At 42.0% G+C, this 23,494-nt stretch carries 24 protein-coding genes; 17 read left to right on the top strand and 7 right to left on the bottom strand.

The window, feature by feature from the left end:
• The 3 genes from IGI92_RS10245 to IGI92_RS10235 all read left to right on the top strand — a co-directional run bounded on the left by IGI92_RS10245 (position 1) and on the right by IGI92_RS10235 (position 3,808).
• Positions 1-972, top strand: coding sequence for an alpha/beta hydrolase (locus IGI92_RS10245; protein ID WP_430606887.1), 972 nt, complete (start codon positions 1-3; stop codon positions 970-972).
• A gap of 2 nt (positions 973-974) precedes the next feature.
• Positions 975-2,675, top strand: a complete 1,701-nt coding sequence (locus IGI92_RS10240; protein ID WP_430606885.1) for a DUF4091 domain-containing protein — start codon at positions 975-977, stop codon at positions 2,673-2,675.
• A gap of 245 nt (positions 2,676-2,920) precedes the next feature.
• Positions 2,921-3,808, top strand: a complete 888-nt coding sequence (locus tag IGI92_RS10235) for an SDR family oxidoreductase (RefSeq protein WP_005235175.1) — start codon at positions 2,921-2,923, stop codon at positions 3,806-3,808.
• An 82-nt stretch (positions 3,809-3,890) separates the two neighbouring features.
• On the opposite strand, the gene IGI92_RS10230 is transcribed toward IGI92_RS10235, so the two are convergent.
• Positions 3,891-5,396, bottom strand: a complete 1,506-nt coding sequence (locus IGI92_RS10230; RefSeq protein ID WP_430606883.1) for a helix-turn-helix domain-containing protein — start codon at positions 5,394-5,396, stop codon at positions 3,891-3,893.
• Between the two features lie 138 nt (positions 5,397-5,534).
• On the opposite strand from IGI92_RS10230, the gene IGI92_RS10225 reads away from it, so the two are divergent.
• From IGI92_RS10225 to IGI92_RS10215, 3 genes are read left to right on the top strand one after another with little or no spacing between them, the layout of a single operon-like run.
• Positions 5,535-6,155 (top strand): WxL domain-containing protein, encoded by a 621-nt coding sequence (locus IGI92_RS10225; RefSeq protein WP_005235179.1) that lies wholly within the window; start codon positions 5,535-5,537, stop codon positions 6,153-6,155.
• A 16-nt stretch (positions 6,156-6,171) separates the two neighbouring features.
• Complete coding sequence (locus IGI92_RS10220; protein ID WP_430606881.1) at positions 6,172-7,221, top strand: DUF916 and DUF3324 domain-containing protein; 1,050 nt, start codon at positions 6,172-6,174, stop codon at positions 7,219-7,221.
• An 18-nt stretch (positions 7,222-7,239) separates the two neighbouring features.
• Positions 7,240-9,399 carry a lectin-like domain-containing protein gene (locus IGI92_RS10215; protein ID WP_430606880.1) on the top strand — a complete coding sequence of 720 codons (2,160 nt, stop codon included), beginning with the start codon at positions 7,240-7,242 and terminating at the stop codon, positions 9,397-9,399.
• A 56-nt stretch (positions 9,400-9,455) separates the two neighbouring features.
• On the opposite strand, the gene IGI92_RS10210 is transcribed toward IGI92_RS10215, so the two are convergent.
• Positions 9,456-9,632 (bottom strand): acetyl-CoA carboxylase, encoded by a 177-nt coding sequence (locus tag IGI92_RS10210; RefSeq protein WP_430606878.1) that lies wholly within the window; start codon positions 9,630-9,632, stop codon positions 9,456-9,458.
• A 455-nt stretch (positions 9,633-10,087) separates the two neighbouring features.
• Between IGI92_RS10210 and IGI92_RS10205 the strand changes: the two genes are divergently transcribed.
• Together IGI92_RS10205 and IGI92_RS10200 are read left to right on the top strand one after the other, a co-directional pair.
• Entirely contained in the window at positions 10,088-10,456 is a 369-nt protein-coding gene (locus tag IGI92_RS10205; protein ID WP_005235188.1) for a DUF7006 family protein, read from the top strand.
• Positions 10,457-10,734: 278 nt separating this feature from the next.
• A complete protein-coding gene (locus tag IGI92_RS10200; protein ID WP_430606876.1) occupies positions 10,735-11,097 on the top strand; it encodes a hypothetical protein in 363 nt (120 codons plus the stop codon).
• Between the two features lie 50 nt (positions 11,098-11,147).
• Here the strand turns inward: IGI92_RS10200 and IGI92_RS10195 are convergent, their stop codons facing one another.
• Positions 11,148-11,582, bottom strand: a complete 435-nt coding sequence (locus IGI92_RS10195; RefSeq protein WP_086373082.1) for a MarR family winged helix-turn-helix transcriptional regulator — start codon at positions 11,580-11,582, stop codon at positions 11,148-11,150.
• A gap of 58 nt (positions 11,583-11,640) precedes the next feature.
• On the bottom strand, positions 11,641-12,051 hold the full coding sequence (locus IGI92_RS10190; protein ID WP_034872372.1) for an organic hydroperoxide resistance protein: 411 nt from the start codon (positions 12,049-12,051) through the stop codon (positions 11,641-11,643).
• Positions 12,052-12,236: 185 nt separating this feature from the next.
• Between IGI92_RS10190 and IGI92_RS10185 the strand changes: the two genes are divergently transcribed.
• On the top strand, positions 12,237-12,512 hold the full coding sequence (locus IGI92_RS10185; RefSeq protein ID WP_016620494.1) for a hypothetical protein: 276 nt from the start codon (positions 12,237-12,239) through the stop codon (positions 12,510-12,512).
• Positions 12,509-13,468 carry an SPFH domain-containing protein gene (locus IGI92_RS10180; protein WP_005235198.1) on the top strand — a complete coding sequence of 320 codons (960 nt, stop codon included), beginning with the start codon at positions 12,509-12,511 and terminating at the stop codon, positions 13,466-13,468. Before IGI92_RS10185 ends, IGI92_RS10180 begins: the two co-directional genes overlap by 4 nt.
• A gap of 65 nt (positions 13,469-13,533) precedes the next feature.
• On the opposite strand, the gene mprF is transcribed toward IGI92_RS10180, so the two are convergent.
• Together mprF and IGI92_RS10170 are read right to left on the bottom strand one after the other, a co-directional pair.
• The gene (mprF, locus tag IGI92_RS10175) at positions 13,534-16,080 is read right to left on the bottom strand and encodes a bifunctional lysylphosphatidylglycerol flippase/synthetase MprF (protein ID WP_430606874.1); all 2,547 of its coding nucleotides are present in this window, start codon (positions 16,078-16,080) and stop codon (positions 13,534-13,536) included.
• A 2-nt stretch (positions 16,081-16,082) separates the two neighbouring features.
• On the bottom strand, positions 16,083-16,808 hold the full coding sequence (locus tag IGI92_RS10170) for an alpha/beta fold hydrolase (protein ID WP_005235202.1): 726 nt from the start codon (positions 16,806-16,808) through the stop codon (positions 16,083-16,085).
• 266 nt (positions 16,809-17,074) lie between these two features.
• Here IGI92_RS10170 and IGI92_RS10165 point away from each other — a divergent pair, with 266 nt between their 5' ends.
• The 3 genes from IGI92_RS10165 (at position 17,075) to IGI92_RS10155 (ending at position 19,478) form a co-directional block, all read left to right on the top strand.
• Positions 17,075-18,100, top strand: coding sequence for an NAD(P)/FAD-dependent oxidoreductase (locus IGI92_RS10165; RefSeq protein ID WP_005235204.1), 1,026 nt, complete (start codon positions 17,075-17,077; stop codon positions 18,098-18,100).
• Between the two features lie 200 nt (positions 18,101-18,300).
• Positions 18,301-19,176, top strand: coding sequence for a cation diffusion facilitator family transporter (locus IGI92_RS10160; RefSeq protein WP_086332491.1), 876 nt, complete (start codon positions 18,301-18,303; stop codon positions 19,174-19,176).
• A 131-nt stretch (positions 19,177-19,307) separates the two neighbouring features.
• A complete protein-coding gene (locus IGI92_RS10155; protein ID WP_005235207.1) occupies positions 19,308-19,478 on the top strand; it encodes a hypothetical protein in 171 nt (56 codons plus the stop codon).
• Between the two features lie 113 nt (positions 19,479-19,591).
• Here the strand turns inward: IGI92_RS10155 and IGI92_RS10150 are convergent, their stop codons facing one another.
• Complete coding sequence (locus tag IGI92_RS10150; RefSeq protein ID WP_275626638.1) at positions 19,592-19,855, bottom strand: hypothetical protein; 264 nt, start codon at positions 19,853-19,855, stop codon at positions 19,592-19,594.
• A 172-nt stretch (positions 19,856-20,027) separates the two neighbouring features.
• On the opposite strand from IGI92_RS10150, the gene IGI92_RS10145 reads away from it, so the two are divergent.
• From IGI92_RS10145 to IGI92_RS10130, 4 genes are all read left to right on the top strand, one after another.
• Positions 20,028-20,513 (top strand): GNAT family N-acetyltransferase, encoded by a 486-nt coding sequence (locus IGI92_RS10145; protein WP_430606870.1) that lies wholly within the window; start codon positions 20,028-20,030, stop codon positions 20,511-20,513.
• Positions 20,514-20,819: 306 nt separating this feature from the next.
• Positions 20,820-22,118, top strand: a complete 1,299-nt coding sequence (locus IGI92_RS10140) for a PTS sugar transporter subunit IIC (RefSeq protein WP_005225702.1) — start codon at positions 20,820-20,822, stop codon at positions 22,116-22,118.
• Positions 22,119-22,145: 27 nt separating this feature from the next.
• Entirely contained in the window at positions 22,146-22,397 is a 252-nt protein-coding gene (locus IGI92_RS10135) for a hypothetical protein (protein WP_005235223.1), read from the top strand.
• A gap of 1 nt (position 22,398) precedes the next feature.
• Positions 22,399-23,493 carry a DUF871 domain-containing protein gene (locus IGI92_RS10130; RefSeq protein WP_035006620.1) on the top strand — a complete coding sequence of 365 codons (1,095 nt, stop codon included), beginning with the start codon at positions 22,399-22,401 and terminating at the stop codon, positions 23,491-23,493.
• The last annotated feature ends 1 nt before the right edge of the window (position 23,494 follow it).

Here is a 23,494-nt window from a genome sequence, read left to right as displayed (position 1 = left end):
ATGTTTTTTCAGGAATATCTATTTGATCCAGAAGCGCAAGCCGGTTTGACAGTGTACCTGCATGAGGAAAAAGCCGAGTATGAACGGGTGGGCGATCGTCCGTTTGTCTTGGTGATTCCCGGTGGCGGCTACTCCTTTTGTAGTGAGCGGGAAGCTGAGCCGATTGCTTTAAATTTTGCTGCCCAAGGTTTTCACGCCGGGGTCTTACGCTATCATGTAGGGACACATCGCAGTTTCAGCCATTCCTTAGCAGATGCAGAAAAAGCGATTACTAAAATCCGAGAACTTGCAAGTGAATGGGGAATCGATGCCGAAAAAATCGCTGTGATCGGCTTTTCTGCCGGCGGCCATTTGGCAGCGGCGTTATCAACACTCTCCTCAATGAAACCGAGCTTATGTATTTTAGGCTACCCAGCGATATTGTCTTCATTTGCTACTGTGATGAAGATCGATGCCCCTTCATTAGAGGAATGTGTCACAAAAGATACGCCGCCCACCTTTTTGTTTTCAACCTTTGAAGACAATGTCGTTCCTATCGAAAATTCATTGGCGTATCTGCAGGCCCTAGAAGATCACGAGGTTCCCTTTGAAAGTCATATTTTCCAAAAAGGACGTCACGGTCTTTCTTTGGCGACCGAACGCTTCGGTAATCGTAAAGAAATAGTTGATCCACGTTTTGCCCGTTGGTTTGATGAATGCGTCGAATGGCTAGAGTTGAACTGGGCAGATAAAGTTGCCCAGCCAGCTTTGTTTCCTGATTTAGGGCAGTGGCCAATTCGGGCATTACTCGAGTCAGGTGAAAACAAACGCTTGCTGTTGCAGGCTTTTCCATCAGGGGCAGACAAAAGCCGCTTAAAAATCGTAAAAAACATCAGCTTGCAGCAACTACTAACGATCATGCCAGAAGCTTTTGAGAATGTTTCTTATCAAGCGCTTGTTTTGCAGCTGATTGATCCTAGAAAGGAAGAGTAAAAATGAAAGCAATCCTGGTCCATGAAAGCTATAAGGCTTCAACAGAATTGATCACCCAAGAGCCACAAGCGATTGAACAGTTATCAGCTGTTCGTAACAGTACTGCTGCTTGTCAGTTGCTGCTGCACGATGGCAACCGCAATCATTATATTATTGGCGACGAGTTTTCGATCCCCGATGAAATCGAGATTCCCATGATACGCGTTGAGATTTTTAGCGAATTGCCGGTCAAAGCGCAATTCGTCGACTATTATGTCGGTCAGCAGGAATTGGCGTACGCCGATAAATTACTTGAACGAACTGCCAAAACCTATCCTGGCGATCGCTTTGCACCACTTTATTTGGAGTGGCAGATCGATGAGACGATCAAACCGCAAGCTTATCCTGTGAAAATCAAGGTCTATCGGGCACATCTGACTAGCCAAGAGGAGTGCTTGTTAGAAAAGAACCTAATGATTGAAGTGGACGCTTTTACTTTTCCAAAAGATTATTTAGAGACGTTCCACTTAAATATGTGGCAGCAGCCCAGCAATTTGGCTCGCACCTTTGACGTTCCGTTATGGAGCGATGCCCACTTTGACTTGATCAAGGAAATGGCTGAGAGTCTCGCTGTGATCGGACAAAAAGCGATCACAGTGATCGCCGGAGAGATTCCTTGGAAGGGCTGGTTCAATTACATCGTCAAAGATTATCCCGCCAATTTATATGAGTATTCGATGGTAAAGGTCAAAAAGACACCAGACGGAGAACTTTCCTGCGATTTTTCTGTGCTGACACGTTACCTTGATTGTTTTTTTGCTGCGGGCATCAAAGATGAAATTGATGTGTTTGGTTTATTAGGGGTCTGGGAACCGCTATTTTTTCCGTTAGTCAACTTGGACCATCCAGAAAAATTGGTGATTCGCTTTTATGATGAGGGGAAAGGCGCCTTTGGCTTTATTCATCAAAAAGCTGAGTTGCAGGAGTATCTACGCCAAGTATTTGATTATTTTAAAGGAAAGAATCTGTGGGAGAAGGTTCGCATCGTTTCTGACGAACCGAAGAAACATCAAATCGACAGTTTCCGAGCCTCGTTAGCTGTTTTAAAAGAAATTGATCCGTCGATCCAGATCAAAGCTGCTTTTGATAAAGAAGACGTGTTATTTGAGCTGCTGCCAGTGATCGATCATCCTGTGACTTCCTATTACTGTACTTGCAACCATTACGAAACACTAGCACAAAGCCATCCGGGCAAGATGCAGTACTATGTCTGCAATTATCCCGACAAACCAAATACCTTTTTGCATAGTCCCCTGTTAGAGACGCGAATGCAAGGAATCTTATCGTATCAGTTCAAAACAGACGGCTTTCTGCGTTGGGCCTACAATTGCTGGCCAGAACATGCTCGGTCCGATATTCGGTACAATACGAGCTCACTACCGATCGGTGATCTTTGTTTCGTCTATCCTGGCAATCACGGACATTTATTGTTGTCCCTAAGGTATAAACAACTACAGCGGGGGATTGAAGATTTCTATCTCTTGAAGACCGCTCAAGCTGCACAACCGCAGCAAACCGACGCCGTAGTAGCAGATTTTCTTAAAGTTACAGACACGAAACACTGGATGATCGACAGCCATCACAGTCATCCCGATGTTTTTCTACAGACCGCGGAGGAGATGGAGGCCTTTCATCGGGCCCTCCTCGAACTGCTAGAAAAGTAGCAAAATCAAACACTGCACCCAGAAATTTCACTACGATTTTCCAGAAGAATAGTGAGATACCTGTGGGCGTTTTCACTACTGATTCACGCAGCTTTTTCGTTTTACTAGGCATCTGTTTTCTTACAGATGCTTTTTTTCTGGTGAGCGTTTCGTTTTTCATTCCCTCCATCTTCCTTTACACTTTTAAGTAAGGTCATAACAAACTATGACAAATAGAAGTAGAAATAATCAAGGAGGAAACGAGCATGTCAGAAAAAATCAACAATCCGTTAACGAAGTATTATGATGGCAAATTTGAAAAACAGGTGCAAGAAGCACCGGCAATTCAAGGAAAGATGCAGCCAGTACCTGATTGCGGGGAAGAAAGCTACGCAGGTTCAGGCAAATTAGCTGGACGCAAAGCATTAGTGACCGGTGGTGATTCTGGTATTGGTCGAGCAGCAGCGATTGCTTTTGCCAAAGAAGGCGCCGATGTTGCAATCAACTATCTTCCTTTTGAAGAAGAAGACGCGCAAGAAGTCAAAGCAGTCATTGAAAAAGCTGGACGCAAAGCAGTTTTGATCCCAGGAGACTTGAAAGATGAAACTTTCGCTCGTCAATTGGTTCATGAAGCAGCCAAAGAATTAGGCGGGTTAGATACGTTGGTTCTAAATGCTGGGATGCAACAAGCGGTGAAGGACATCAAAGAGTTGACTACACAACAAATTCAAGATACCTTTACAACGAATATCATCTCGATGTATTGGACAGTCCAAGAAGCGTTGGATTATCTGCCAGCTGGTGGGAGCATCATCACGACCACTTCGATCCAAAGTGCGGAGCCTAGTGCCCATCTTTTAGACTATGCAGCCACGAAAGGTGCTATTACTTCCTTTAGTAAAGGGCTAGCTGCTCAATTAAGTGAAAAAGGCATTCGGGTCAATACGGTGGCTCCTGGTCCAATCTGGACACCACTTCAAATTTCGGGTGGACAGCCACAATCTGCGATCCCAGAATTTGGTCAAAAAGAACTGATGAAACGTGCTGGACAACCAGTCGAATTAGCACCAGTCTATGTTTTCTTAGCCTCTGATGAAGCAAGCTATGTAACTGGTCAAGTGTACAGTGTAACGGGTGGTAGCTTCTTCGCTTAACAATCCCTGGCTAAATTTGTAGGAAAACAGCTCGAGCAAAGATGCTCGGGCTTTTTTTTGGGATGAAAATGGAATCGGCAGCTTACTTTCCTTGTTTGGCAAACATCTTGGACATCATCAGTTGATTGATCTTTGCAAAAACGGCTGCCCACTCTTGTTCGGCTTGCAGGTTAGACAGTAAGACTAAGTTTTCGGAAAACATCACTTCTTCATAACTATCGGTGATCAATAGATCGGCTGCTTCCATCTGGTTAACAAAAGTCACTGAAGCTTTGGAATAAATCGAACGGATCCTTGTCTCGATCATTTGCTTCGTGCGGTATTGGATCGTCGTTTGAATATAGATCGACACGGTCGGGGGCGTATTCATCTGTGTTTCTAAAAACAAGAGATGCGCAAGATAAGGCAACTGTGTCTGTTCAAAATACTCTTTGTCCAAGTCAGCAAATGGATACCTTTCAACATGGGTCAGTAAAAGCTTGCAGATTGCTTCATAGGTTTTGTCTTTCGAAGGAGTGTTTTCGGTCAACAGTTGGTGTTCTAGCTGCCACACTTCCAGAAGATCGATGCCGATAATGATCGATAGATTGAAGACCAGTAGACAGCTGCTTAATAATTTTTCGAATTCGGCGGCTTCCTGACTTGGAGCAAAGGTATCGTGCCAATCTTTGATCATTGCAGTGAAAAAGCGCACAAGATCAGTATCAGAATGTTTGATCTCTTGGATGATCGTTTGATTCTTTTCTTGGGGAACAACCCCTGGCAAAAAGACATGCAAAAAGAAATTCAAGTAAAGATACTCTGACTGAAGCATCTTTTCTGAGGCATAATCGGCACTCAAAAAAAGTGATTCGAGAATTTCTTCTGGTAAAAAACAATAGAAATTCATCAATCCCATGTATTTTTCAGGAATCGGCGGCAAATATTTTTTCTGGATCGTTCGGCTGACCACTGCTTGCCAAAATGCAGCGAGTTTATTTTTCGTCAACGGATCAAAGTGAGAAACAGCAAAGAATGCCGTAAATTCTTCGACATTTTTATGGGAAACACTCGGCAAAAGCCACAAATCAGCAGGCGCACTTTGGGTCAAGAAACTGTAGGTGAAAATACGGATATCAAGCTCTTTTCCAGCAAGAACGATGCGATTATTCAGGTCTGTTCGAATTCGGATTTGAAATTTTTCCAATAGTTGGTTGATTTTCTTGATCAACCGATACATATGCGATTGGCTGACATGCAAATCCAAACATAATTGAGTCAAGGTCATTTGCGGGCGCCCAATCAAGTAATGAATCAGGTTGTATTGTGTGGAGTTGAGCAAGTAATGATACATCAATTGTGCATAAAAAGGTTCATCATCCTCTGTTCGATCAAGAAAATACTGATTGTAATGATTTTTTGATAGAAGCAGGTGAGGTGAGAGCAGCTGCAAATCTTCATTTAAAAAATAGATATATTTTTGCAGGCTTTTTTGCGGGATATTCAAAACTTCTGACAGTTGGACCAATGTCACTCCGTTGGAATTGCAGACAACTTTGAAAATCTCTAATTTCTTTTCTTCTGCGGGAGAAATGAATTCTCGATACATAAAGGATTCTCCTTTTTGGCGTTTTTTTACGCTAAATCTGTGAACCGTATGATAACCATGATGGATTATACTTATGATAGATGAGAATAGAATGAAAAAACACCAATTAAATTATTATTTTTTAAGGCTGTTTTTTCGATGACCCTCGGTTTCTCATTAAAAAAAGTGAAGGAAGAGATGAAAATGAACAAAAAGGTACGAATGTTAGGTTTGGTCGGAATGGGTTTAGGAATGGCGCCCACTGCGGCAGCTGCAGCAGAAGCGAATCCAACGGCTTCAATGACGAGTCAAGCAACACTAACGATCGAACAAGGAATCTTGTCACTGGATCAGGTGACCAATTTTAACTTCGGTACAAGCAGTATCCAAGATATCGCTACCGATGAACAAGTGATTCAAACAACGTCGGATGAAGTGACATCGATCACGGATTACCGTGGACCAAATCAAGCTGGCTGGCAGTTGACTGCGCAATTATCGAAAATGACGAATGCCAGCGATAACGAGCTAGCAAATGCCAAAGTCACTTTAAATGGTTCAACGGCTTCGGGCGATGCAACGCTAGTATCGGGCACCGAATTGATGGTAGGGGCAACAGAACCTACATTGATCGCTTCTGCTAATGGGACGACCGGCTTAGCAACCAATGACTTTAACTTTTCCAATGCTTCATTAACCGTACCAAAACAAAATGTGAACAGCGGCACTTATAGTGGAACGATCACTTGGACATTATCAAACACCTATCAAGCAGAATAGCAAGGAAAGGGCGACAATGAAAAAACAAATCAAGTGCTTCGTACTCATTAGTTTCTTTATCAGTTTGTGTTGCTTTACGAAAGTCACCGGTCATGCACAGACCACACGGTTCACTGTAACCCCAGAACTTCCCCAAAATCAAGTCAGTGACGTCAGTTATTTCGACTTACTGGTAAATCATGAGACCGAACAGAATTTGACCGTTGCCCTTCATAATACAAGTTCAGAGCCGTTGACCATTAAAGCAGCAGCACTAAATAGTTATACGGCCTCTACTGGGATCATCGCGTACCAAGCAGAACAGACCGCCGAAGAGAACCAAGGAATCTCGTTTAGTCAATTGATTGAAAATCCGAGACAGACGATCCAGCTTGACCCTGGAGAAAGTCGTCAGGTCCATTTTACCCTTTCAATGAAGGCAAAAGAATTTGCAGGAGAAATACTTGGTGTGTTTGACTTTGAAGAAGAACCGGCGGAAACAACTGAAAGTCAGCAAACAAATCTGCAAGCCAACTATAAAATTCAACAAGGGGTCCGCTTGCGTCAGAATGTAGCAACCATGCCTGACCCCCAGTTGTCTTTGGTCAATTCTGAGGCGGTGGAAAGATATGGTTCTACAGCTCTCAAAAGTAGGATCCGCAATGATCAGCCCACAGCCTTTGGCAACATCACTGTCAGAACAGTGATACGTGAGCAAGATAGCGGCAACAAGGTCGGTGGGTTTTCTGCAGAGAATTTTCAAATAGCTCCGAATTCGGTTTTGGAGCTGTTTAGTGCCTTTGATCAGAACATTCTCGAACCGGGGACCTATCTATTACGGATTGAGTTGAATGCGCCTAAAGGAACATGGGTGTTTGAGGATTCGGTGGTGGTTGATCGCAAGCAAGCCAACCTTATCAACCGTCAGACAACGTTAGGTGCAGCGTATCTTCAAAAACAGTACTGGCTCTATGCAGGAGGGCTACTTCTCTTCCTGTTTGTCCTACTTCTCTTGTTCATTTTATATAGGAGACGTAAAAAAGCAGAAGCAGATGTTAGGCTGTCAGTGCAAGAAGAATCAGAATGAAGAAAGCGGAGGACAGTGATGAAAAAGTTTGGCATTATCCGATGGGGCTATGTGTTCTTTTTTAGCATTTTGCTGCTATGTGGGAAACAAGAAATCGTCCATGCTGCGGTATCTGCGCCAGATTTTCCTACGTTAGCGATTGACGATTCTCTGATCACTCCTGTGGGACAAGCGGGGTCGCCACAAGGGGAACCGGGCGTTAATTATGTTCAGATTAATGATGGAGCTACTACCAACTCCAGTGGTGGTGTCTGGTTCAATAAGCCGGTTTCTTTTACTCGCTCTTTTCGGTTAGAAATGGCATTTTGTATCGATAATACAGCAACGGACAGCGATGGGCTCGCTTTTGTGATGCAAAGCAATGGCTTAAATGCGCTGGCAGAACAAGCAGGACCGACGATTGGCGTCTGGTCAAATACAGGAGGAACGACTCCTTTAAATACGGGGGCAATCCCGCAAAGTTTTGCGATTGAATTCGATACGTTCTATAATAATGCCGGTTTGACTGGGGACGGTATGATGGATCGCGATGTTCCTTCCGGCCATCATATCGCATGGAATTTTCCCGGCTCAAATGACGCATATACCACCGATGGCTGGCTGATTATCGATAAAGTCTTAAATCATCGTGATACGGTATCAGTGAGTGATATTTCCGATGGGGTGTGGCATAGTTTTACAGTAGTTTTTGATCAGCCAACGCAAACGTTGCGTTACACCGTACCAGATTTCGGTGTTGATGTGACGGTACCTGTTGATGACACCTTCAAATCAAATTTGAACCTGACTAATAGTGCACCGGTCTATTTTGGTTTTACTGGTGCAAACGGGGGCTATGTTCAAGAAAAAGCAGTGGCGTTTGTCGATGTTGAAGGATTAGTAGAACTTGAGATGCGAACCGGTGTTTTTGAAAAAGACCCAGTCAAACTATTGTTGGATACTGGTACGACACTTTCCCAGCCAGCCACTGTCGACAATAGCAAAACCATTACTTATGCGACCTATCTCTCCTATAAAAGCACCAGTGATCTAGCTGACTTGGAATCGGGAATCTTGCTCTCATCGCTTTTTCCAGAAGGACTATCATTAGTTCCCGAGGCGGTTTATTTTGGAAAAGCCAGTGAAATCATGGTTAATGGCATGCCGGAAGGCGGAACTGCCTTACCTTTTGTCATTGAAAATGGGCAATTGGTTGCGACACTGCCTGACATGGTCAAAGGGAATGAATACATCGTTCACTTTTCCGTCAATTACACAGAAGCGCCGCTCAATCAGAATTTAGATATAGCCATCCCTGTCCAAACTGTTTTTAATGGAAATGCTTTTGTTTCCAGTATGACGTCAGGTGATCCAGAAATTCATTATTATCAAATGACTGGAATCTTTCCACCAACGCTTACAACAGGTTCGGCGTCATTGGCAGAAGCAAAAGCAGACCTGCAGATCGTGCGGCAAAAGCGCAATTCCTATATACCGATCACGATTGATGACCAAAACTCGACCCAAGCCAAAATATATGTCACGGAGTTCTTTACGGAGGATGTGACAATCACCGAAACCGATTTCTCTGAAGCAGCGTTGGTTGAACGGGGAACATTGTCGGAGCCGCTAACGGATACATTGGTGTTAGACACCGAAGAACTAGAACCAGGCACAACCTATTATCTGGCTTCCTATGTGATCGATACAGAAGGCAATCGATCGGCGACACGTTATTATGGGATTGACTTTCGTGGGATTGTAGAATTTCAGCGTGCGCCTGCTTCAATCACAGCGACAGTGACCTTGAATGAACTGGTACGATCCATCAGAGACGATGGCTTTGCTTATATAGCGATTGCTTTTGGTCAAGAAGCCCTTTTGTCTATCAGCAATACCAGCGAAGGAACCTGGCAGTTAAGTGGACAGATAAAGGATTTTATGCAAGAGCAGCAACTATTGGCAGAGGAAATTCAGTTGGTACTCTATGATCCGGTGACCAATCAGCTGGTGGCTTCTGTCACTTCTGAAGAACAAGTGATTTTCCAGCAGGAGCCAACAGGAGCAACGGACTTAACCTTGGATCTTCAGGAATATGATTGCTACTTTCGCTTTGTCCCCAAGTTAGATTTGATTTTACCAGGTACCTATACAGGCACAGTCAACTGGCTGTTGGAGAGTACAATCATTAATGAATAGCAAAAAAAAAACGCCTAGAAGGCGTTTTTTTCGTCTAAAAGTTTATGTCGGTCCCTTTAACTTTGGCGGCTTTTCGCAATTTTTAAAACTAATGATAGGCCTGCTAAAGCAAAACTGCCGTATTTAACGAATTTTTCCAAGGATTCTAAGGTTTGCTGTTTTTTGTGGTTGCAGTCTGGACAGCTTTTTTCATGGGCATTCATTTTTTTTCCACATTTACAATGACTCTTCATCTGTGATCCACTCCTCGTTTCGTTTTATTTTGATGACTTTCTATAATTTAATTATACATGTTGTATAAGGTTCTGTCTGAAATTATGCTGTGTAAGACGTTTGTTAAAATGAGAAAAAACCTACGTTTATTGGGGAGAGGCGTGGAAGTGTGTAATTGCGAGGCTATTGGCAGTTACAGAGCCCGATGGGTAGGAATCGCTATAGATAAAAAAGGAAGGAAATCTGACAATTTTCTCATTTTCGATAGGTGCTGAATCGCTTTGCTTATCAGTTTAGCAAAATTTTGCTATTGTGGAGTAAGATTAGGGGACAAGAAAAGACGCTTCTCTTTTTTTTCTATATTCTATCCTTAATCTGAGAACGAAAATCACCGATAGTATGCTATATATAAGAACAAGGAGCCATCCTTGACAATGTCGAATATGGCATTTGAATGAAAGGATTGATGAAATAAGTGATTTCTTCAATAATTTATACCGATACAAAGGCTTATTTAGATAAAGTGCTAGACCAAGCACTGTTGGATCTACTAAAATCTGATTATCCTAAAGTCTATGAACACGTGCAAAACTTGATTGTTGCTATGGAACAAACGATCCAACAAATTGACAGCACAAATTTTTGGCGGTTGATGCCGGAAATTTTAGGCTATGATTCTCGCTTTGTTTTGTTGAACTCGCTGCAATTGTCAGAAGACAAACTGTTGACGGAAATCGAGATTATTCAGATGATCGAACGTGATTTTCCGAATTTGAATAAAGAATTTTGTGGCTATTCCTTAAAAGAACAAGAGCATGAGAGTTTGATCTTCAGTGTTCAATAAACACTTCTCGTAGGAATATCAAGTAGAGTAAGAAAACGACTAGCTGATCTAGTCGTTTTTTTTTATCAAGAAAAAGAATAATTAAACATGTTATTTATCATTAAAATAAAAATTATTTTGAAATTATGAATAAAATAGATTATTATTGGTATATAATCCTTTTAGTGAAAGAAAAAACAATCGAAAAAAGGAAGAGGAAAGCCAGCTGACTGAAATAGCTGCGATTGTTTTAATTTAGAAAATAAGAACCAGCCTCATCGGCATGGAAAGGAGCAATTATGGATTACTTGAGTTTTTCAAAAAAAGAGTGGGAAGTCTTAGTTTGTTTTTGGGCTGTGGATGAACCTCTGTGCTGTACAGAATTTAGTGAACGTTTCGGCTTAAACCGTAACACATCACTGTCCGTGATTCGCAAGTTAGTAAACAAAGGAGTTCTGGAGATTGCAAGTATCAAAATGAGCGGATCAGTCTTGGCTCGTCGCTTTCAGCCAGCTGTAAGTGAATTGGAGATATTACAGACAGGCCTAACCGATGACCAGATTTTTGAATTAGTGAAAATCGCCATCAGAAAAATCGAAGATCCTGAACAATTAACCCAGTTGCTAAATGTGATTGGTGAATTGAAAAATAAAGCTTCTTAAAGAATACTCGTTTGCATGATAAAAAAATGATCCGCTGTGAAAACAGCGGATCATTTTTCTTGTTCTTGAAATCTTTGTACCATTTTTGTCGTCAATTGATGGAGCACGGACAGTTCTTCCGGTTCAAGAGGCAAGAATTCGGTCACTTTGTAGGGGATCTCTAACGCTTGTTCATGAAGCGCTTTGCCTGAGTCAGTCAATGTGACCCTCAAAGAACGTTCATCGTCTTGATTTCGATTTCTTACTAGGTAGCCTTTTGCTTCAAGCTTTTTTAAAACCGGTGTCAGTGTGCCAGAATCGAGACATAATTGCTTCCCCAATGCTTTGACACTGATCGCTTCATCTTCCCATAACACTAACATCACTAAATATTGGGTATAGGTCAAATTCAACGGGTCCAGTAAGTCTTTGTACTGTTTGATAATTTCTTTTGAAGCGGCGTATAGAGGAAAACACAATTGGTTTTCTAACGCTAAGACATTCATGTTTTCACCCCTTTTTCTAATATCCGCCTCTTATCATAGCTGTTTTTTCAACGAAAGTCTACTCGCTAACGGCTTTGACAGTCACTTCAATGTTGCCAGCTGTGGCTTTTGAATAAGGACATACGGTATGAGCGATCTCAAGCAATTCTTGTGTTTCTTCTGTTGACAATCCTTCGATTTGACCTTCGATCTCAACACCCAAGACAAAACTGGATTCGCTTTCTGCGTATAAGGTCACTTGTGCGCTCACCGTAGAAGCACCATCGATTCCTTTGCTGCTTTTCACCAATTCAAGGGCACTGTTGAAGCAAGCACTAAAACCAGCCGCAAAAAGTTGTTCTGGATTGGTAGCATTTTCGACACGTTTGCCAGGTGCAGTGATGTTTAGCTCAAATGAATGATCGGGACTGTGTACTTCTCCTGAACGGCCACCAGTGTTGATCATTTTAGTCGAATACATTTTTTTCATCATTTCTTCACTCCTGATTTTTATATTTTGTACAATTAAATTGTATACAATTTAATTGAAAAATGCAAGGAATTGGTTTTCGTTCTATGTTTTTTTTCTAAAAAAAAGCGGAATCAGCATAAGTTTACTGTTCTCTTGGGTGAAACGTGCTATCATAGTTAGTAACACTTGTAATAGATTAACAAATGAGTTTGAAGCTTCAAATTTACTGCATGAAGGCAAAGAGGGTGAAAATCATCGTAGATTATATGGAAAAACGAGCGGTAGGGCGCTATTTTCGATCGTTGACGGATCATTATTCAGGCTATATACGGCTTTATGGCACCTATACAGAATATCGGGTGATTGCAGGGATTCCTGCTGAAAATGTCATGTTAGAGATTATCGGGGTTGAAAACGGTGTCTTATTGACCCGTGTAAACAATACATTATTTGAAAATGGAAGAGGGTTTTTACAATGATCATTATCCAAATTATTTTAGTTATTTTAGTATTAGTGATTCTGATTTGGCTGATTGCAAGCACTGCTGTGATCGTTCGTCAAGGGGAAGTCAAAGTTGTCGAAAGTTTTGGGAAGTACGTTCGAACGTTGGAACCAGGGCTTCATTTTCTTGTTCCGATTTTGTATACAGTTAGAGAAAGAGTGTCCTTGAAACAGATTCCTTTGGAGATCGAACCCCAAAGTGCAATCACAAAAGATAATGTAATCGTTCAAATTGATGAAGCAATCAAATACCATGTCACAGATGTGCGTGCCTTTGTCTACGAAAATGAAAACTCCGTTGTTTCAATGATCCAAGATGCCCAATCGAACTTGCGGGGAATCATCGGGAAAATGGATTTAAATGAAGTTTTAAATGGGACTGAAGAAATCAACGTAGCATTGTTTACTTCAATCAAAGATATCACGGCAGGCTATGGGTTAGCGATCGACCGAATCAACATTGGGGAAATCAAAGTTTCGCAAGAAATCATTGAATCAATGAACAAATTGATCACTGCCTCTAGAGACAAAGAATCGATGATCACAAGAGCCCAAGGTGAGAAATCTTCTTCAGTCTTGAGTGCAGAAGCCAAAGCTTCTCAAATGACGATCGACGCCGAAGCCCGAGCGGAACAAACTCAAATCGATGCCGAGGCGCGGGCAAAGCGTGTACGGATTGATGCCGAGGCGGAAGCAGAACGAATCGCGAAAATCACTGAAGCTGAACGCAAACGGATTTTAGCCATCAATGAAGCAATCAAAGAAAGCCAGCTCGACGAGCGCTCACTATCATATCTAGGGATCGAAGCCTTCAGAGATGTGGTGAATAGCAATACCAATACGGTCATTCTGCCATCAAATATGACGGAACTGGGAAATATTCCAGTCGTCAAACAACTTTGGGAAAATGCACCATCTAAATCGGCTGAATAAGTTAAGCACAACAATTGAAAAAGGTTCCCATACTCCGAGAAGAAAGAGGAGTATGGGAACCTTTTTTACTTCGTTTTTTCCGCCGATTGATTATCGACGATCAAGAGGGCCATCATGACATACCCGATCCAACTATCCCGAGAGTATAAAATGTAGCGAGGGGACCAAGAAGCGGCATATTTCTGTTTGTATTCGCGTAACCCTTCAAAAGAATAGAAACGAGAACCAAAGGTGTAAACGAGATAGGCGATCCGCTCTTGCAAGAAACTGCTGCGGAAAGTACCAACGTTGGCTAATGGTGCCATGCCTAAATCAAATTTTTGGTAGCCTTGTTCTTTAAAATAGTCGAATAGCTGAATAAACAAGAAATCCATCGTTCCATTCGGCGCTTTTTCAGGATCGTGGCGCATCAAATCAATGGATGCTAGGCCTGTTTGATAGGTGGGCATAAAGGAAGCGAATGCGACGATCTCCTGTTGCTGATTACGGACGACAGCAATTGGTGCGGTGCTTAGATAGGATTCTGAAAAGAACCCAAGGGAGAACCCTTTTTCTTTCCGTCCATCTAGCCAGTTGTCAGAAATTTCCTTAAGCGTTGCAAATGTTTCGGCTGAAAAGGGTGGGGTGAGCACATCAAAAGTAAAGCCTTCTTTAGTGATCTTATTGTTCAATGCCCGCTGTCCCTTCATTTTCTTTCCTGAGAGGGTGAAGCTAGGTAGATCCACATAAGCTTTCTCACCGAATTTGATAAAGTCATACCCAAATTCATGCAGCAGCATCACCATTTCTTCACTACTTTCATAAAAGACCGGCAGATAATTCCATTGATCCATTTCTGTTAAGAAAGTTTCCAGTGCCTGTGGAAAGTCTGCTTGCTTCCCAGAAGGATCCCCCATGACTAAACATTTGTTATTAAAGGTCGTAAATTGAAAAAAGACCGTCGGCTCGCCAATTTCTGGATACACGTATACTTTCTTGTCTTTTAGATACACCAGATGGCTGTCGCTGTTGCCACCGTAAGTATTTAAAACATGTTTCACTTTATCAGTGGCAGCACTGACGCCTAATTGGTGTTTTGGTCCCATCAAGTACCGGGCAAACAGCAGCATCGCAATGGCGACGAATAAAATCGCAACGAACCCTTGCAGCCATAATTTTTCAGAAGGGAAAAGCAAAAAATCCATCGAATGGTGATGCGTTGGATGTCGATTGATATGAGGCATATTGTAGACCCCGATAATGACATAGAGGATCGTCAACGAACCAATTAACAAACCATCGATCGTCAGCCATTCCCACGAGAAGACGAGTTGTTTACGGAACAACTCGCTTTTTGAAAAAATCATGATTGCTAATAATAATAGAAGAAACAGCATGGTCGAAAAACGGAAGCCAGCAAAAATAGCATAACCGATTGTTGCTGCAATCAACAAAAGCGTCGGCACGTACGCGCGACTGACACGGGCAGATATCCCTCGACCGGCAATTAAAAAGAGGTAACCGAGAAAAATACTCGGGTACTGCATCACAAAATTCAAGCGAATCGGATTGAGGTGGGCTAACCATTTGATTTGATCAAAGGCTTCTGGAATCGTGGCGGAGAGCACCAACATCGTTCCCGTCAAATAAAGCAGCAACACTTCGATCTTGTGGAACACTTCCAACAACAAGCTTTTTGGAATACCAGAAAAGCGCTGGTTGAGGGAGACGCCGACATTTTTTGAGAAAAAAAGCAAACCGATCAAAAAGGGAATGATGTAATAAAACAGGCGGAAAAGCAACAGCCAAGCAATGACACTTTCACGGGGAATCTGCAGTGAGCCCATTCCCATGATCATCATTACATCAAAGGTTCCAAGTTCTCCGGGAATCATCGAAACGATCCCAATCACGGAGGCAGCGATGAAAAGTGGCAACAATTGAAACACATCCACCGAGATGCCCATCAAGAGACCAGTCGTAAAGAAGGCTGCAAAAACACCTAGCCATTCTAATAAGGAAGCGGCGATCAACTGCAGACGATCACGCCGTTGCAGTCCACCTAAGTAAGCATTTTTTTTGGAAAAACTAAGGGCATAGACAACTGGAAAATAAAGACTACCGCCTAAAAGCCAGATCCAATACTGTTGCAGATAATCTGTCGTTGGACCAAATAAGACGAAGGCTAGTGCAGCAAGGGATAAAATCGAAAGACCAGACATCAGGTAAATAAAAATCTTCGAAATTGCTTGGGCAACTTCTTTGCCTTTTTTTCCTTTGCCGTAAAATTCCGAGCGTAATCCGATGCTGATGAAGCCGCCGAAGCCGATTAAGTTGTTCATAGTGTTGATGATCCAGCTGGTTTCCAGCAAATAACGGCGATCAGGTTTGTCCCCTAATAGGCGGTTCAAGACAATGTCATATAAGACCATTGGCAAGACACATAATAACCCAATGACAGCCATTAATGCCACTCGCCAAAGTGCCAGTTGCGCAAACAACTCTTTTAATTGATCAATGGAGATCGTCTTGCTTAATGAAAGCAGTTCGCCCAACACGATCACGGCTACTGCAATCAAGAAGAGTGTTTTAAACAGTGAGCGGTGGTCGCGGAGCCAAGTAAAGATTCTCATAGTTATTCACCGACCTTTTCTAAAAAAGATAATACTTTCGTGTTAAATACCTCTGGATTCTTTCGTGCAAAACTATGTCCTTGTCCTTTGACGACGATAAAATTGGACTGAGGGATACTGTTTGCAATATAAAAAGAATGGGAAAGCTTGATCGAATCACGTTTGCCGACCAAAATCAATGTCGGCACACTGAGGTGATTCAAATCGGCTGTAGATAAACCGATTGGACGAAACAACAATCCCAAAATAGGGAGAAAGCCCCGCATTCCTTTTGAGAATGGGGAACAAAGCCAAACGATCAGATATTGCAAGACACTCCCCATTCGAGAAAAGAGTCTAACTCCCCGTGGCTCAGTATTGCCCGAGTTTAAAATCATACAACTAACATACTCAGGGTAAAGATGACAAAAGACCATTGCTAGATTAGCCCCATCACTAAATCCTAATAGGGCGATTTTAGACAAATTTTCTTGCTGAATGATTGCTAAAAGATCCGTTGCCATTTTAAAAAAATCGATCTTTTTCTGTGTGTTAGTGGACTTGCCATGCCCACGGCTATCGATTAAGTACAATTGATGTTTTTGTCGCAATGCATCGACCTGCTTTGAGAAATAGGCACTGCTACCGCCATTTCCGTGCAATAAAAAAAGAGGGCATCCTGAACCGGTTTTTTCATAATAGAGGACAGACCCATCCGGTAAGGGTGCGTAACATTTTTCAACTTTCATTTTTTCACCTACTTTCTAAGAGTATACCTTGAAGTCAGTAGCTATCACAAACATATCACTAGATAAAATGAGGAAAAATAACATTCTACTCATTTTTTTTTTAGCAGATATTTAGGAAAAGGCTTTTTTCTTTACAATGTAAATAAAAATAATCGACTAAGTTAATTAATTTGTTTTCAGAAAATTCTTTACAAACACGTATTCGTTGACTATAATCGAACTAACTAATTGAGAATGATTTTCATTTATGAAAGGGAGGCTAGCCAATGACCACTATAGCAGATGTTCTGATTATCGGAGGAGGGCCCACGGGGCTCTATGCGAGTTTTTATGCTGGATTACGTGATCTATCGGTCGTATTGTTTGAAGCACAAGCCGAATTAGGCGGGAAGATCAATTTTTATCCTGAAAAAATGGTCTGGGATGTGGGTGCATTGCCGCCAACCAAGGGGAAGAAAGTCAAAGAACACTTGATTGAACAGGCTAAGTTGTTTGATCCAACGATCTATCTGAAAACGAAAATCATCGAATTGACCAAGGAAGACGATCTTTTTTATGCAGTGGATGACCAAGGGAGGACCCATGTTGGACGCACCGTTTTAGTTTGTATTGGCGGCGGTGTCGTTTCTCCGCAAAAATTGCCTTGTTTCATCCATAATAATGTCGACAACTATATCCACTATCAGTTTCCTGACCAGCAAGCGATCCAAGGCAAACATCTTGTGATCTCTGGCGGCGGGGATGCAGCAGTTGATTATGCGATTGAAGCGGCGTCTTATGGGGCAAAAGTTTCGCTTTGTTATCGGGGCGAGAAATTGAAGGCCCATGAAGCACAAGTAAAGAAGATGAAAGCAGAAGGGATTCAAGTGCTGATGAATCACACGATTGACGGGGTGAATCAAGCCGAAACCTTCAATATGGTTCTAAGATTAAAAAACAGTGCTAACCAAGAAACGATCGATTTTTTATGCGATCATTTGTTGATCCAACATGGCTATGACCGGGACAGTGCCTTGTTAGATAAAGTTTCCTTTGATCTCGCACGTCATGAAGATTTTTATTTGAACTGTGAGATTCCAACAAAAACCAGCCATCCCGGTGTGTTTGCAGCTGGTGACATCCATTACTTCAAAGGCAAAGTGAATCTTTTGGCAGGCGCCTTTCAAGATGCTGCGCAAGCAGTCAACCAAATCAAACACTATTTAGAGCCGACCAGTGTCCCACAGGCGATGGTTTCTTCCCATAATGAGAAATTCAGTGAAAGAAATCGACAGCTGCTGGTGAACGAGTAGCAGCGATTCTTTTTGAAAGAAAAAAAGCAAAAAACAGGATTCCCTTGGGAGTCCTGTTTTTTTGGTAACCTCAGAACAGAAATTCGTTTCACTAGAAGTGAATGTTTGCCACTCCTAAAAAATAAAATCTCTCAAATAAATGATGCAATTGATGAAAATTTCAGCTATTATTTTCAAGTTGACTAATTGGAGGGGATGACATGAATCAAACAAGATATGCAGAATTAAAACAAGCAGAAAGAGGCGCTATCTTAAGTATCGTTGCCTACATTTTTGTTTCCATCGCCAAACTAGTTATTGGTCGTTTGGCAAACTCTGAAGGATTATGGGCGGATGGATTAAACAATGCGACGGATATCGTAGCTTCTATCGCTGTTTTGATCGGTTTGCGTTTGGCTCAAAAGCCAGCAGATGAAGACCATAAATATGGTCATTGGAAAGCAGAAAATGTGGCGAGTCTCGTAACATCCTTGATTATGCTGGCGGTCGGTCTGCAGGTTTTATGGTCCTCCATTCAAACGATTCTACTCGGTGAAACGCAAAGTCCCGATATGATCGCGGCAGTCGTCGGTATCATTTCAGCTATTTTGATGTATAGTATGTATTACTACAATAAGCGATTATCCGCTCGCGTAAAAAGCTCCGCTTTGCTAGCAGCTGCTAAAGACAACCGCAGCGATGCGTGGACGAGTATTGGAACGGCGATCGCTATTTTTGCCGCCTCATTTGGTATCGGTTGGTTAGACAGTTTGACTGCGATCGTGGTAGCTCTTTTGATTATCAAAACCGCCGTTGACATTTTTCGCGAGAGTGCCTTTTCACTTTCTGATGGGTTTGATGAATCGTTAGTCGTGGAGTATGAAGCGGCAATCGCTGGTTTTTCTGAAGTGAAATCTGTTAAATCGATTCGAGGAAGAATGTATGGTGCCAATGTTTTTCTCGATGTCGTCGTGACGATGGACAAATCTTTGACGGTTGAAAAGAGTCATAACGTGGCAGATGCTATTGAAGATCTCTTAGCTGATCGTTTTCAGGTGTTTGATACTGACATCCACATTGAGCCAGCTACCGAATAAATTTTCTGGCAAAACCTTGGTAGGACAAGGATGTAAACCACCCGTTTCCTGTTTGTAAACTGAAAAGTTCTTACGGAACCTGCTCATTCATGGCAAACTAGAGGTAACAAAGGAAGAAAGTAGGGAGCCCTATGAATAATAAGCAGGTAGTAGAAAATGAATTAGTTATTTCTTTAGATAAAATGGATGAAACAGAAATGATGGCAATTTGCCAACAATATATTGCGGCTATCGATGATAGCCAAGTCCTCTTCGCTTTACTGAAAAAAGTTCAAGCCTCTAAAGCAGCAGTAAGCAAATAAAAAAAACCGGCATCTTATGCATTGATGTTCCCCGCAGCGAAAGCGAAGGAGCATTGATCAACAGGAAAAGATGCCGGTTATTTTTCGATTTGTTCAAGTCTTTTTAAAAACTTTTAAAGGACGTTTAATAGTGCGGTTAATCCATAGACGAGCAAAGAGGCTATACCTAATGGAATAATGCGTCGAAATATAATCTCTTTCAAGCGCTTGCCTGCTTGTCGTTCTTTTTCATAGTTAGAATCATGAGCGTGTGCTTTAAATTGCTGAGGAGAACGAGAAAAGATCAAGCCATTGGTCATCGATAAAACCCATCCAATCAACACCATGAAGAAAGAAACAAAAATGATTGCCAGTAAAAGTAGTTGTAAGAGTTGCATCGTGTTGCTACCTCCTTTTCGTCACCTTTTTTTTCACTTCTAGTTTACCATCTTTTTAAACTTTTAGGGATCTTTATTCAACGTGCCCTTTCTTTTTTTGGTTCTTCCCTTATAATAGAGATATTTATAAGCGAGTTTCTGTTTCGCACAGCAACAGAGAGAAGGGATTCTTATGGCAATTACACAAAAAATCATTCAATCACCAGAAGACTTCCAAACGTTGGATCGTTTGATCAAAGAAATCTGGCCAGAAGTGTTTACATCAATCATTGGTTCGGATCAAGTCGCGTATATGCTGGCTCATTATCAATCACCAGCAGCGATTCAAAACGAAGTCCAGCAAGGAGCCGTCTATCTTTTACTAATGGAAGGTGACCAAGCAGTGGGGTATACAGCGTATGAAGAAACGCCGCAGCAGATTTATTTAAGTAAATTGTATCTCCACCTATCCACAAGAGGCAAAGGCTATGCCAGCCAAGTCTTTGATTGGTATGAGGAAATCGCCTCAGGCAAAACGTTGCATTTAAACGTCAACAAACAAAATCAGCAAGCGATCGCTGTTTATGAACATCGTGGCTTTGAACGCGTTTCTGAACGCACCGTTACGATTGGTTCGGGATTTGTTATGGATGATTTTATTTATGAGAAGAAAGTATAATTAAGTAGAAAATTCATTTGATAAACCAAAAAACATTAAATGAATCAAGAATCTTATTTTTGATTTTAATATCGTGCCTATTGGGAAACATTGCCAATAGGTTTTTTTGTATCTAGCTAATTCTAAAATTCCTTATCAACATATAAATTTTTAAGTCGTGCTACTGTGTAAAATTACAATGAATAAATGTTCTTTTGAGCTGTTAAAATAGTTTCGTCTATTCGTAAAAAACATATTTACTCCCAGGAAGCACTGTGCTATTATCCTTGTATAAACATTATAATGTTATAAACTAAGGAGGCAATTATGAAAGGGTTTGTAGAATTTATTGAACAGAAATTGATGCCGATTGCAAATAAAGTGGGGATGCAACGGCACATGGTAGCGATTCGTAAGGGGATCATCGCTACTTTACCATTAACGATCGTTGGGTCTTTCTTCACGATCTTACTGAATTTTCCCATCGAATCAGTCGCTGCCGTGATCGAACCGTATCGGGAAGTTTTGGATATTCCCTTTCGTTATACAGTCGGGTTATTGGCATTGTATGCAACGTATGGGATTGCTTCATCGCTAGCCAAAAGCTACAAGCTGGATTCATTGACTGCGGGTATTTTAGCAACGATGTCCTTTCTTGTAACCGCTGCACCACCGTTGCGAGTCTTTGATTCTGTGGAAGGTATCATTGATGCGGGACGTTATATCAATGTGGCCAACCTAGGCTCCGGCTCTTTGTTTGGCGCGATCGTCACGGCAATCTTGTCCGTTGAAATCTATCGTTTCTTTATCGTAAAAAACATTACCATCAAAATGCCAGATGGCGTGCCACCAGAAGTGACGAATTCATTCATGGCGTTGATTCCTGGAGGAGCGATCCTGATTTTGTTCTGGGTGATCCGTCATATGTTAGGCTTTGACATCAATGGCTTTTTAAGTAACTTGTTGATGCCGTTAAAAGACGTGCTTGCTGGTAATAGCTTGTTTGGTGGTTTGCTGACTGTCTTCTTGATCTGTTTCTTCTGGGTACTGGGAATTCATGGACCAGCCATCATGGGTCCTGTCATTCGTCCCTTCTGGGATATTTCCATCGCTGAAAATATGGAAGCCTTCCAAGCATCTGGCAATGCGCATGAATTGCCTAATATTTTTACGGAACAATTTTTACAATGGTTCGTATGGATCGGTGGAGCCGGTACGACCTTAGCGTTGGTCGTTTTGTTCTTCTTCTCCAAATCAAAATACTTGAAACAATTGGGCCGTTTGTCCATCTTGCCAGGCCTATTCAATATCAATGAACCAGTGATTTTCGGTGCACCGATCGTAATGAACCCAATCTTAGGTATTCCTTTCTTGGTGGCACCGTTGATTACGACAACGATTTCTTACTTCGCTACCATTACCGGTGTTGTACCGATGATGGCTGCCAGACTTGGGTTTGCCATTCCAGCACCAATCGCCGCCTGGATGAGTACGGACTGGAGTATCGCAGCAGCGATTTTAGTGATCGTCAACTTCTTTATCACACTCGCAATCTATTACCCATTCTTTAAAGTCTTTGAGAAACAGCAGATTGCCCGAGAGCAAGAAGAAGAAACAGCCGCTTAAGCAAAACAAAAAGAGTGAGGTGCAAACATGGGGATTTATGCCATTTGTTTATTTTTTGGTTGTCAAATTTGGTTAACAAAATCAGCACAAGGGAAAAAAATTCAAGAAGTGCCGTTTTGGCGGATGCTTTTGTTCGGGATTCTTGGCGTTGCTGCAGCGATCCTACTGAGCCGTCAGTTTCCGTGGGGACCATTTTTGACGATGACGGCGACGATTGTTTGCAGTTCGCTTTTACTGACACGTTTTACTGCTTTTTATGAAGAAATGAGGATGAGATAAGTTGAAAAGAAAACTAGGAGTATCGGTGTATCCCGATCACAGTGATTTTGAAACAGATAAAGCCTATCTGCAATTAGCCCATGATTATGGCTTTAGCCGCATTTTTATGAGTATGTTGGAAGTGAGCGACGGCAAAGAAAACGTGCAGAAAAAATTTAAAGCGTTGATTGATTTTGCCAAAGGATTAGGCTATGAAACGATTTTAGACGTGGCACCAGCCATCTTTTCTGAACTAGGCATCTCCTATGATGACTTGACCTTTTTTCATGAACTAGGTGCCGATGGGATTCGTTTAGATTTAGGTTTTGACGGCAACAAAGAAGCGATGTTGACCTACAATCCCTTTGGTTTAGCTGTTGAATTGAATATGAGCAATGATGTGGCGTATTTAGACAATATTTTGACCTATCAAGCCAACATTCCTTACTTATACGGCTGCCACAATTTCTATCCACAAGAAGGGACTGCCTTACCCTATGATTTCTTTGAAAAATGCAGTCGTCGTTTCAAGGAAAAAGGCATTCGAACCGCCGCATTTATCTCTTCTCAAACGGGAACGATCGGACCTTGGGATATCAATGATGGCTTACCGACCTTAGAAATGCACCGAAGAATGCCTGTAGAAACTGCCGCAAAGCATTTGTTTGCCACAGGCTTGATTGATGATGTCATTATCGGCAATGCTTATGCTTCGGAAGCAGAATTGGCGGCACTAGGAGCGATTGATCGCTACCAGACGGCATTTGCGATTGAATTTGTGCCTGAAATCAATGAAGTTGAACGCCGAATTGCCCTTGACGAGCAGCATTACCGCCGAGGCGACATCACTGACCGGATGATCCGTTCCACAGAAGTTCGTAAAAAGTATAAGAACCATGACAATCCTGCCCATGACCACGAAGGAGTCTTTCAACGAGGGGATGTTGTGATCGGCAATGATCGTTTTGGCAAGTACAAAAACGAGCTGCAAGTCGTGCTAGAGCCTCACTCAGACCCACGAAAAAATAAAATCGGTTCGATCGTCGAACAAGAGTTAGTTCTGCTGCCCTTTATCCATCCTTGGTCGAAATTCACTTTCACAGAGAGGAAGGTGTAAC

The sequence above is a fragment of the Enterococcus sp. DIV2379 genome (genome assembly GCF_050542965.1).
GTDB classification, from domain to species: Bacteria; Bacillota; Bacilli; order Lactobacillales; family Enterococcaceae; genus Enterococcus_D; species Enterococcus_D entomosocium.
This window is presented reverse-complemented; position numbering and strand designations above follow the sequence as displayed.

What these genes read in the sequence shown, in the direction of transcription:
- IGI92_RS10245 (WP_430606887.1), top strand. Translation starts at nt 1, where the DNA reads ATGTTTTTTCAGGAATATCTATTTGATCCAGAAGCGCAAGCCGGTTTG.
- IGI92_RS10240 (WP_430606885.1), top strand. Translation starts at nt 975, where the DNA reads ATGAAAGCAATCCTGGTCCATGAAAGCTATAAGGCTTCAACAGAATTG.
- IGI92_RS10235 (WP_005235175.1), top strand. Translation starts at nt 2,921, where the DNA reads ATGTCAGAAAAAATCAACAATCCGTTAACGAAGTATTATGATGGCAAA.
- IGI92_RS10230 (WP_430606883.1), bottom strand. Translation starts at nt 5,396, where the DNA reads ATGTATCGAGAATTCATTTCTCCCGCAGAAGAAAAGAAATTAGAGATT.
- IGI92_RS10225 (WP_005235179.1), top strand. Translation starts at nt 5,535, where the DNA reads ATGACCCTCGGTTTCTCATTAAAAAAAGTGAAGGAAGAGATGAAAATG.
- IGI92_RS10220 (WP_430606881.1), top strand. Translation starts at nt 6,172, where the DNA reads ATGAAAAAACAAATCAAGTGCTTCGTACTCATTAGTTTCTTTATCAGT.
- IGI92_RS10215 (WP_430606880.1), top strand. Translation starts at nt 7,240, where the DNA reads ATGAAAAAGTTTGGCATTATCCGATGGGGCTATGTGTTCTTTTTTAGC.
- IGI92_RS10210 (WP_430606878.1), bottom strand. Translation starts at nt 9,632, where the DNA reads ATGAAGAGTCATTGTAAATGTGGAAAAAAAATGAATGCCCATGAAAAA.
- IGI92_RS10200 (WP_430606876.1), top strand. Translation starts at nt 10,735, where the DNA reads ATGGATTACTTGAGTTTTTCAAAAAAAGAGTGGGAAGTCTTAGTTTGT.
- IGI92_RS10195 (WP_086373082.1), bottom strand. Translation starts at nt 11,582, where the DNA reads ATGAATGTCTTAGCGTTAGAAAACCAATTGTGTTTTCCTCTATACGCC.
- IGI92_RS10190 (WP_034872372.1), bottom strand. Translation starts at nt 12,051, where the DNA reads ATGAAAAAAATGTATTCGACTAAAATGATCAACACTGGTGGCCGTTCA.
- IGI92_RS10185 (WP_016620494.1), top strand. Translation starts at nt 12,237, where the DNA reads ATGAGTTTGAAGCTTCAAATTTACTGCATGAAGGCAAAGAGGGTGAAA.
- IGI92_RS10180 (WP_005235198.1), top strand. Translation starts at nt 12,509, where the DNA reads ATGATCATTATCCAAATTATTTTAGTTATTTTAGTATTAGTGATTCTG.
- mprF (WP_430606874.1), bottom strand. Translation starts at nt 16,080, where the DNA reads ATGAGAATCTTTACTTGGCTCCGCGACCACCGCTCACTGTTTAAAACA.
- IGI92_RS10170 (WP_005235202.1), bottom strand. Translation starts at nt 16,808, where the DNA reads ATGAAAGTTGAAAAATGTTACGCACCCTTACCGGATGGGTCTGTCCTC.
- IGI92_RS10165 (WP_005235204.1), top strand. Translation starts at nt 17,075, where the DNA reads ATGACCACTATAGCAGATGTTCTGATTATCGGAGGAGGGCCCACGGGG.
- IGI92_RS10160 (WP_086332491.1), top strand. Translation starts at nt 18,301, where the DNA reads ATGAATCAAACAAGATATGCAGAATTAAAACAAGCAGAAAGAGGCGCT.
- IGI92_RS10155 (WP_005235207.1), top strand. Translation starts at nt 19,308, where the DNA reads ATGAATAATAAGCAGGTAGTAGAAAATGAATTAGTTATTTCTTTAGAT.
- IGI92_RS10150 (WP_275626638.1), bottom strand. Translation starts at nt 19,855, where the DNA reads ATGCAACTCTTACAACTACTTTTACTGGCAATCATTTTTGTTTCTTTC.
- IGI92_RS10145 (WP_430606870.1), top strand. Translation starts at nt 20,028, where the DNA reads ATGGCAATTACACAAAAAATCATTCAATCACCAGAAGACTTCCAAACG.
- IGI92_RS10140 (WP_005225702.1), top strand. Translation starts at nt 20,820, where the DNA reads ATGAAAGGGTTTGTAGAATTTATTGAACAGAAATTGATGCCGATTGCA.
- IGI92_RS10135 (WP_005235223.1), top strand. Translation starts at nt 22,146, where the DNA reads ATGGGGATTTATGCCATTTGTTTATTTTTTGGTTGTCAAATTTGGTTA.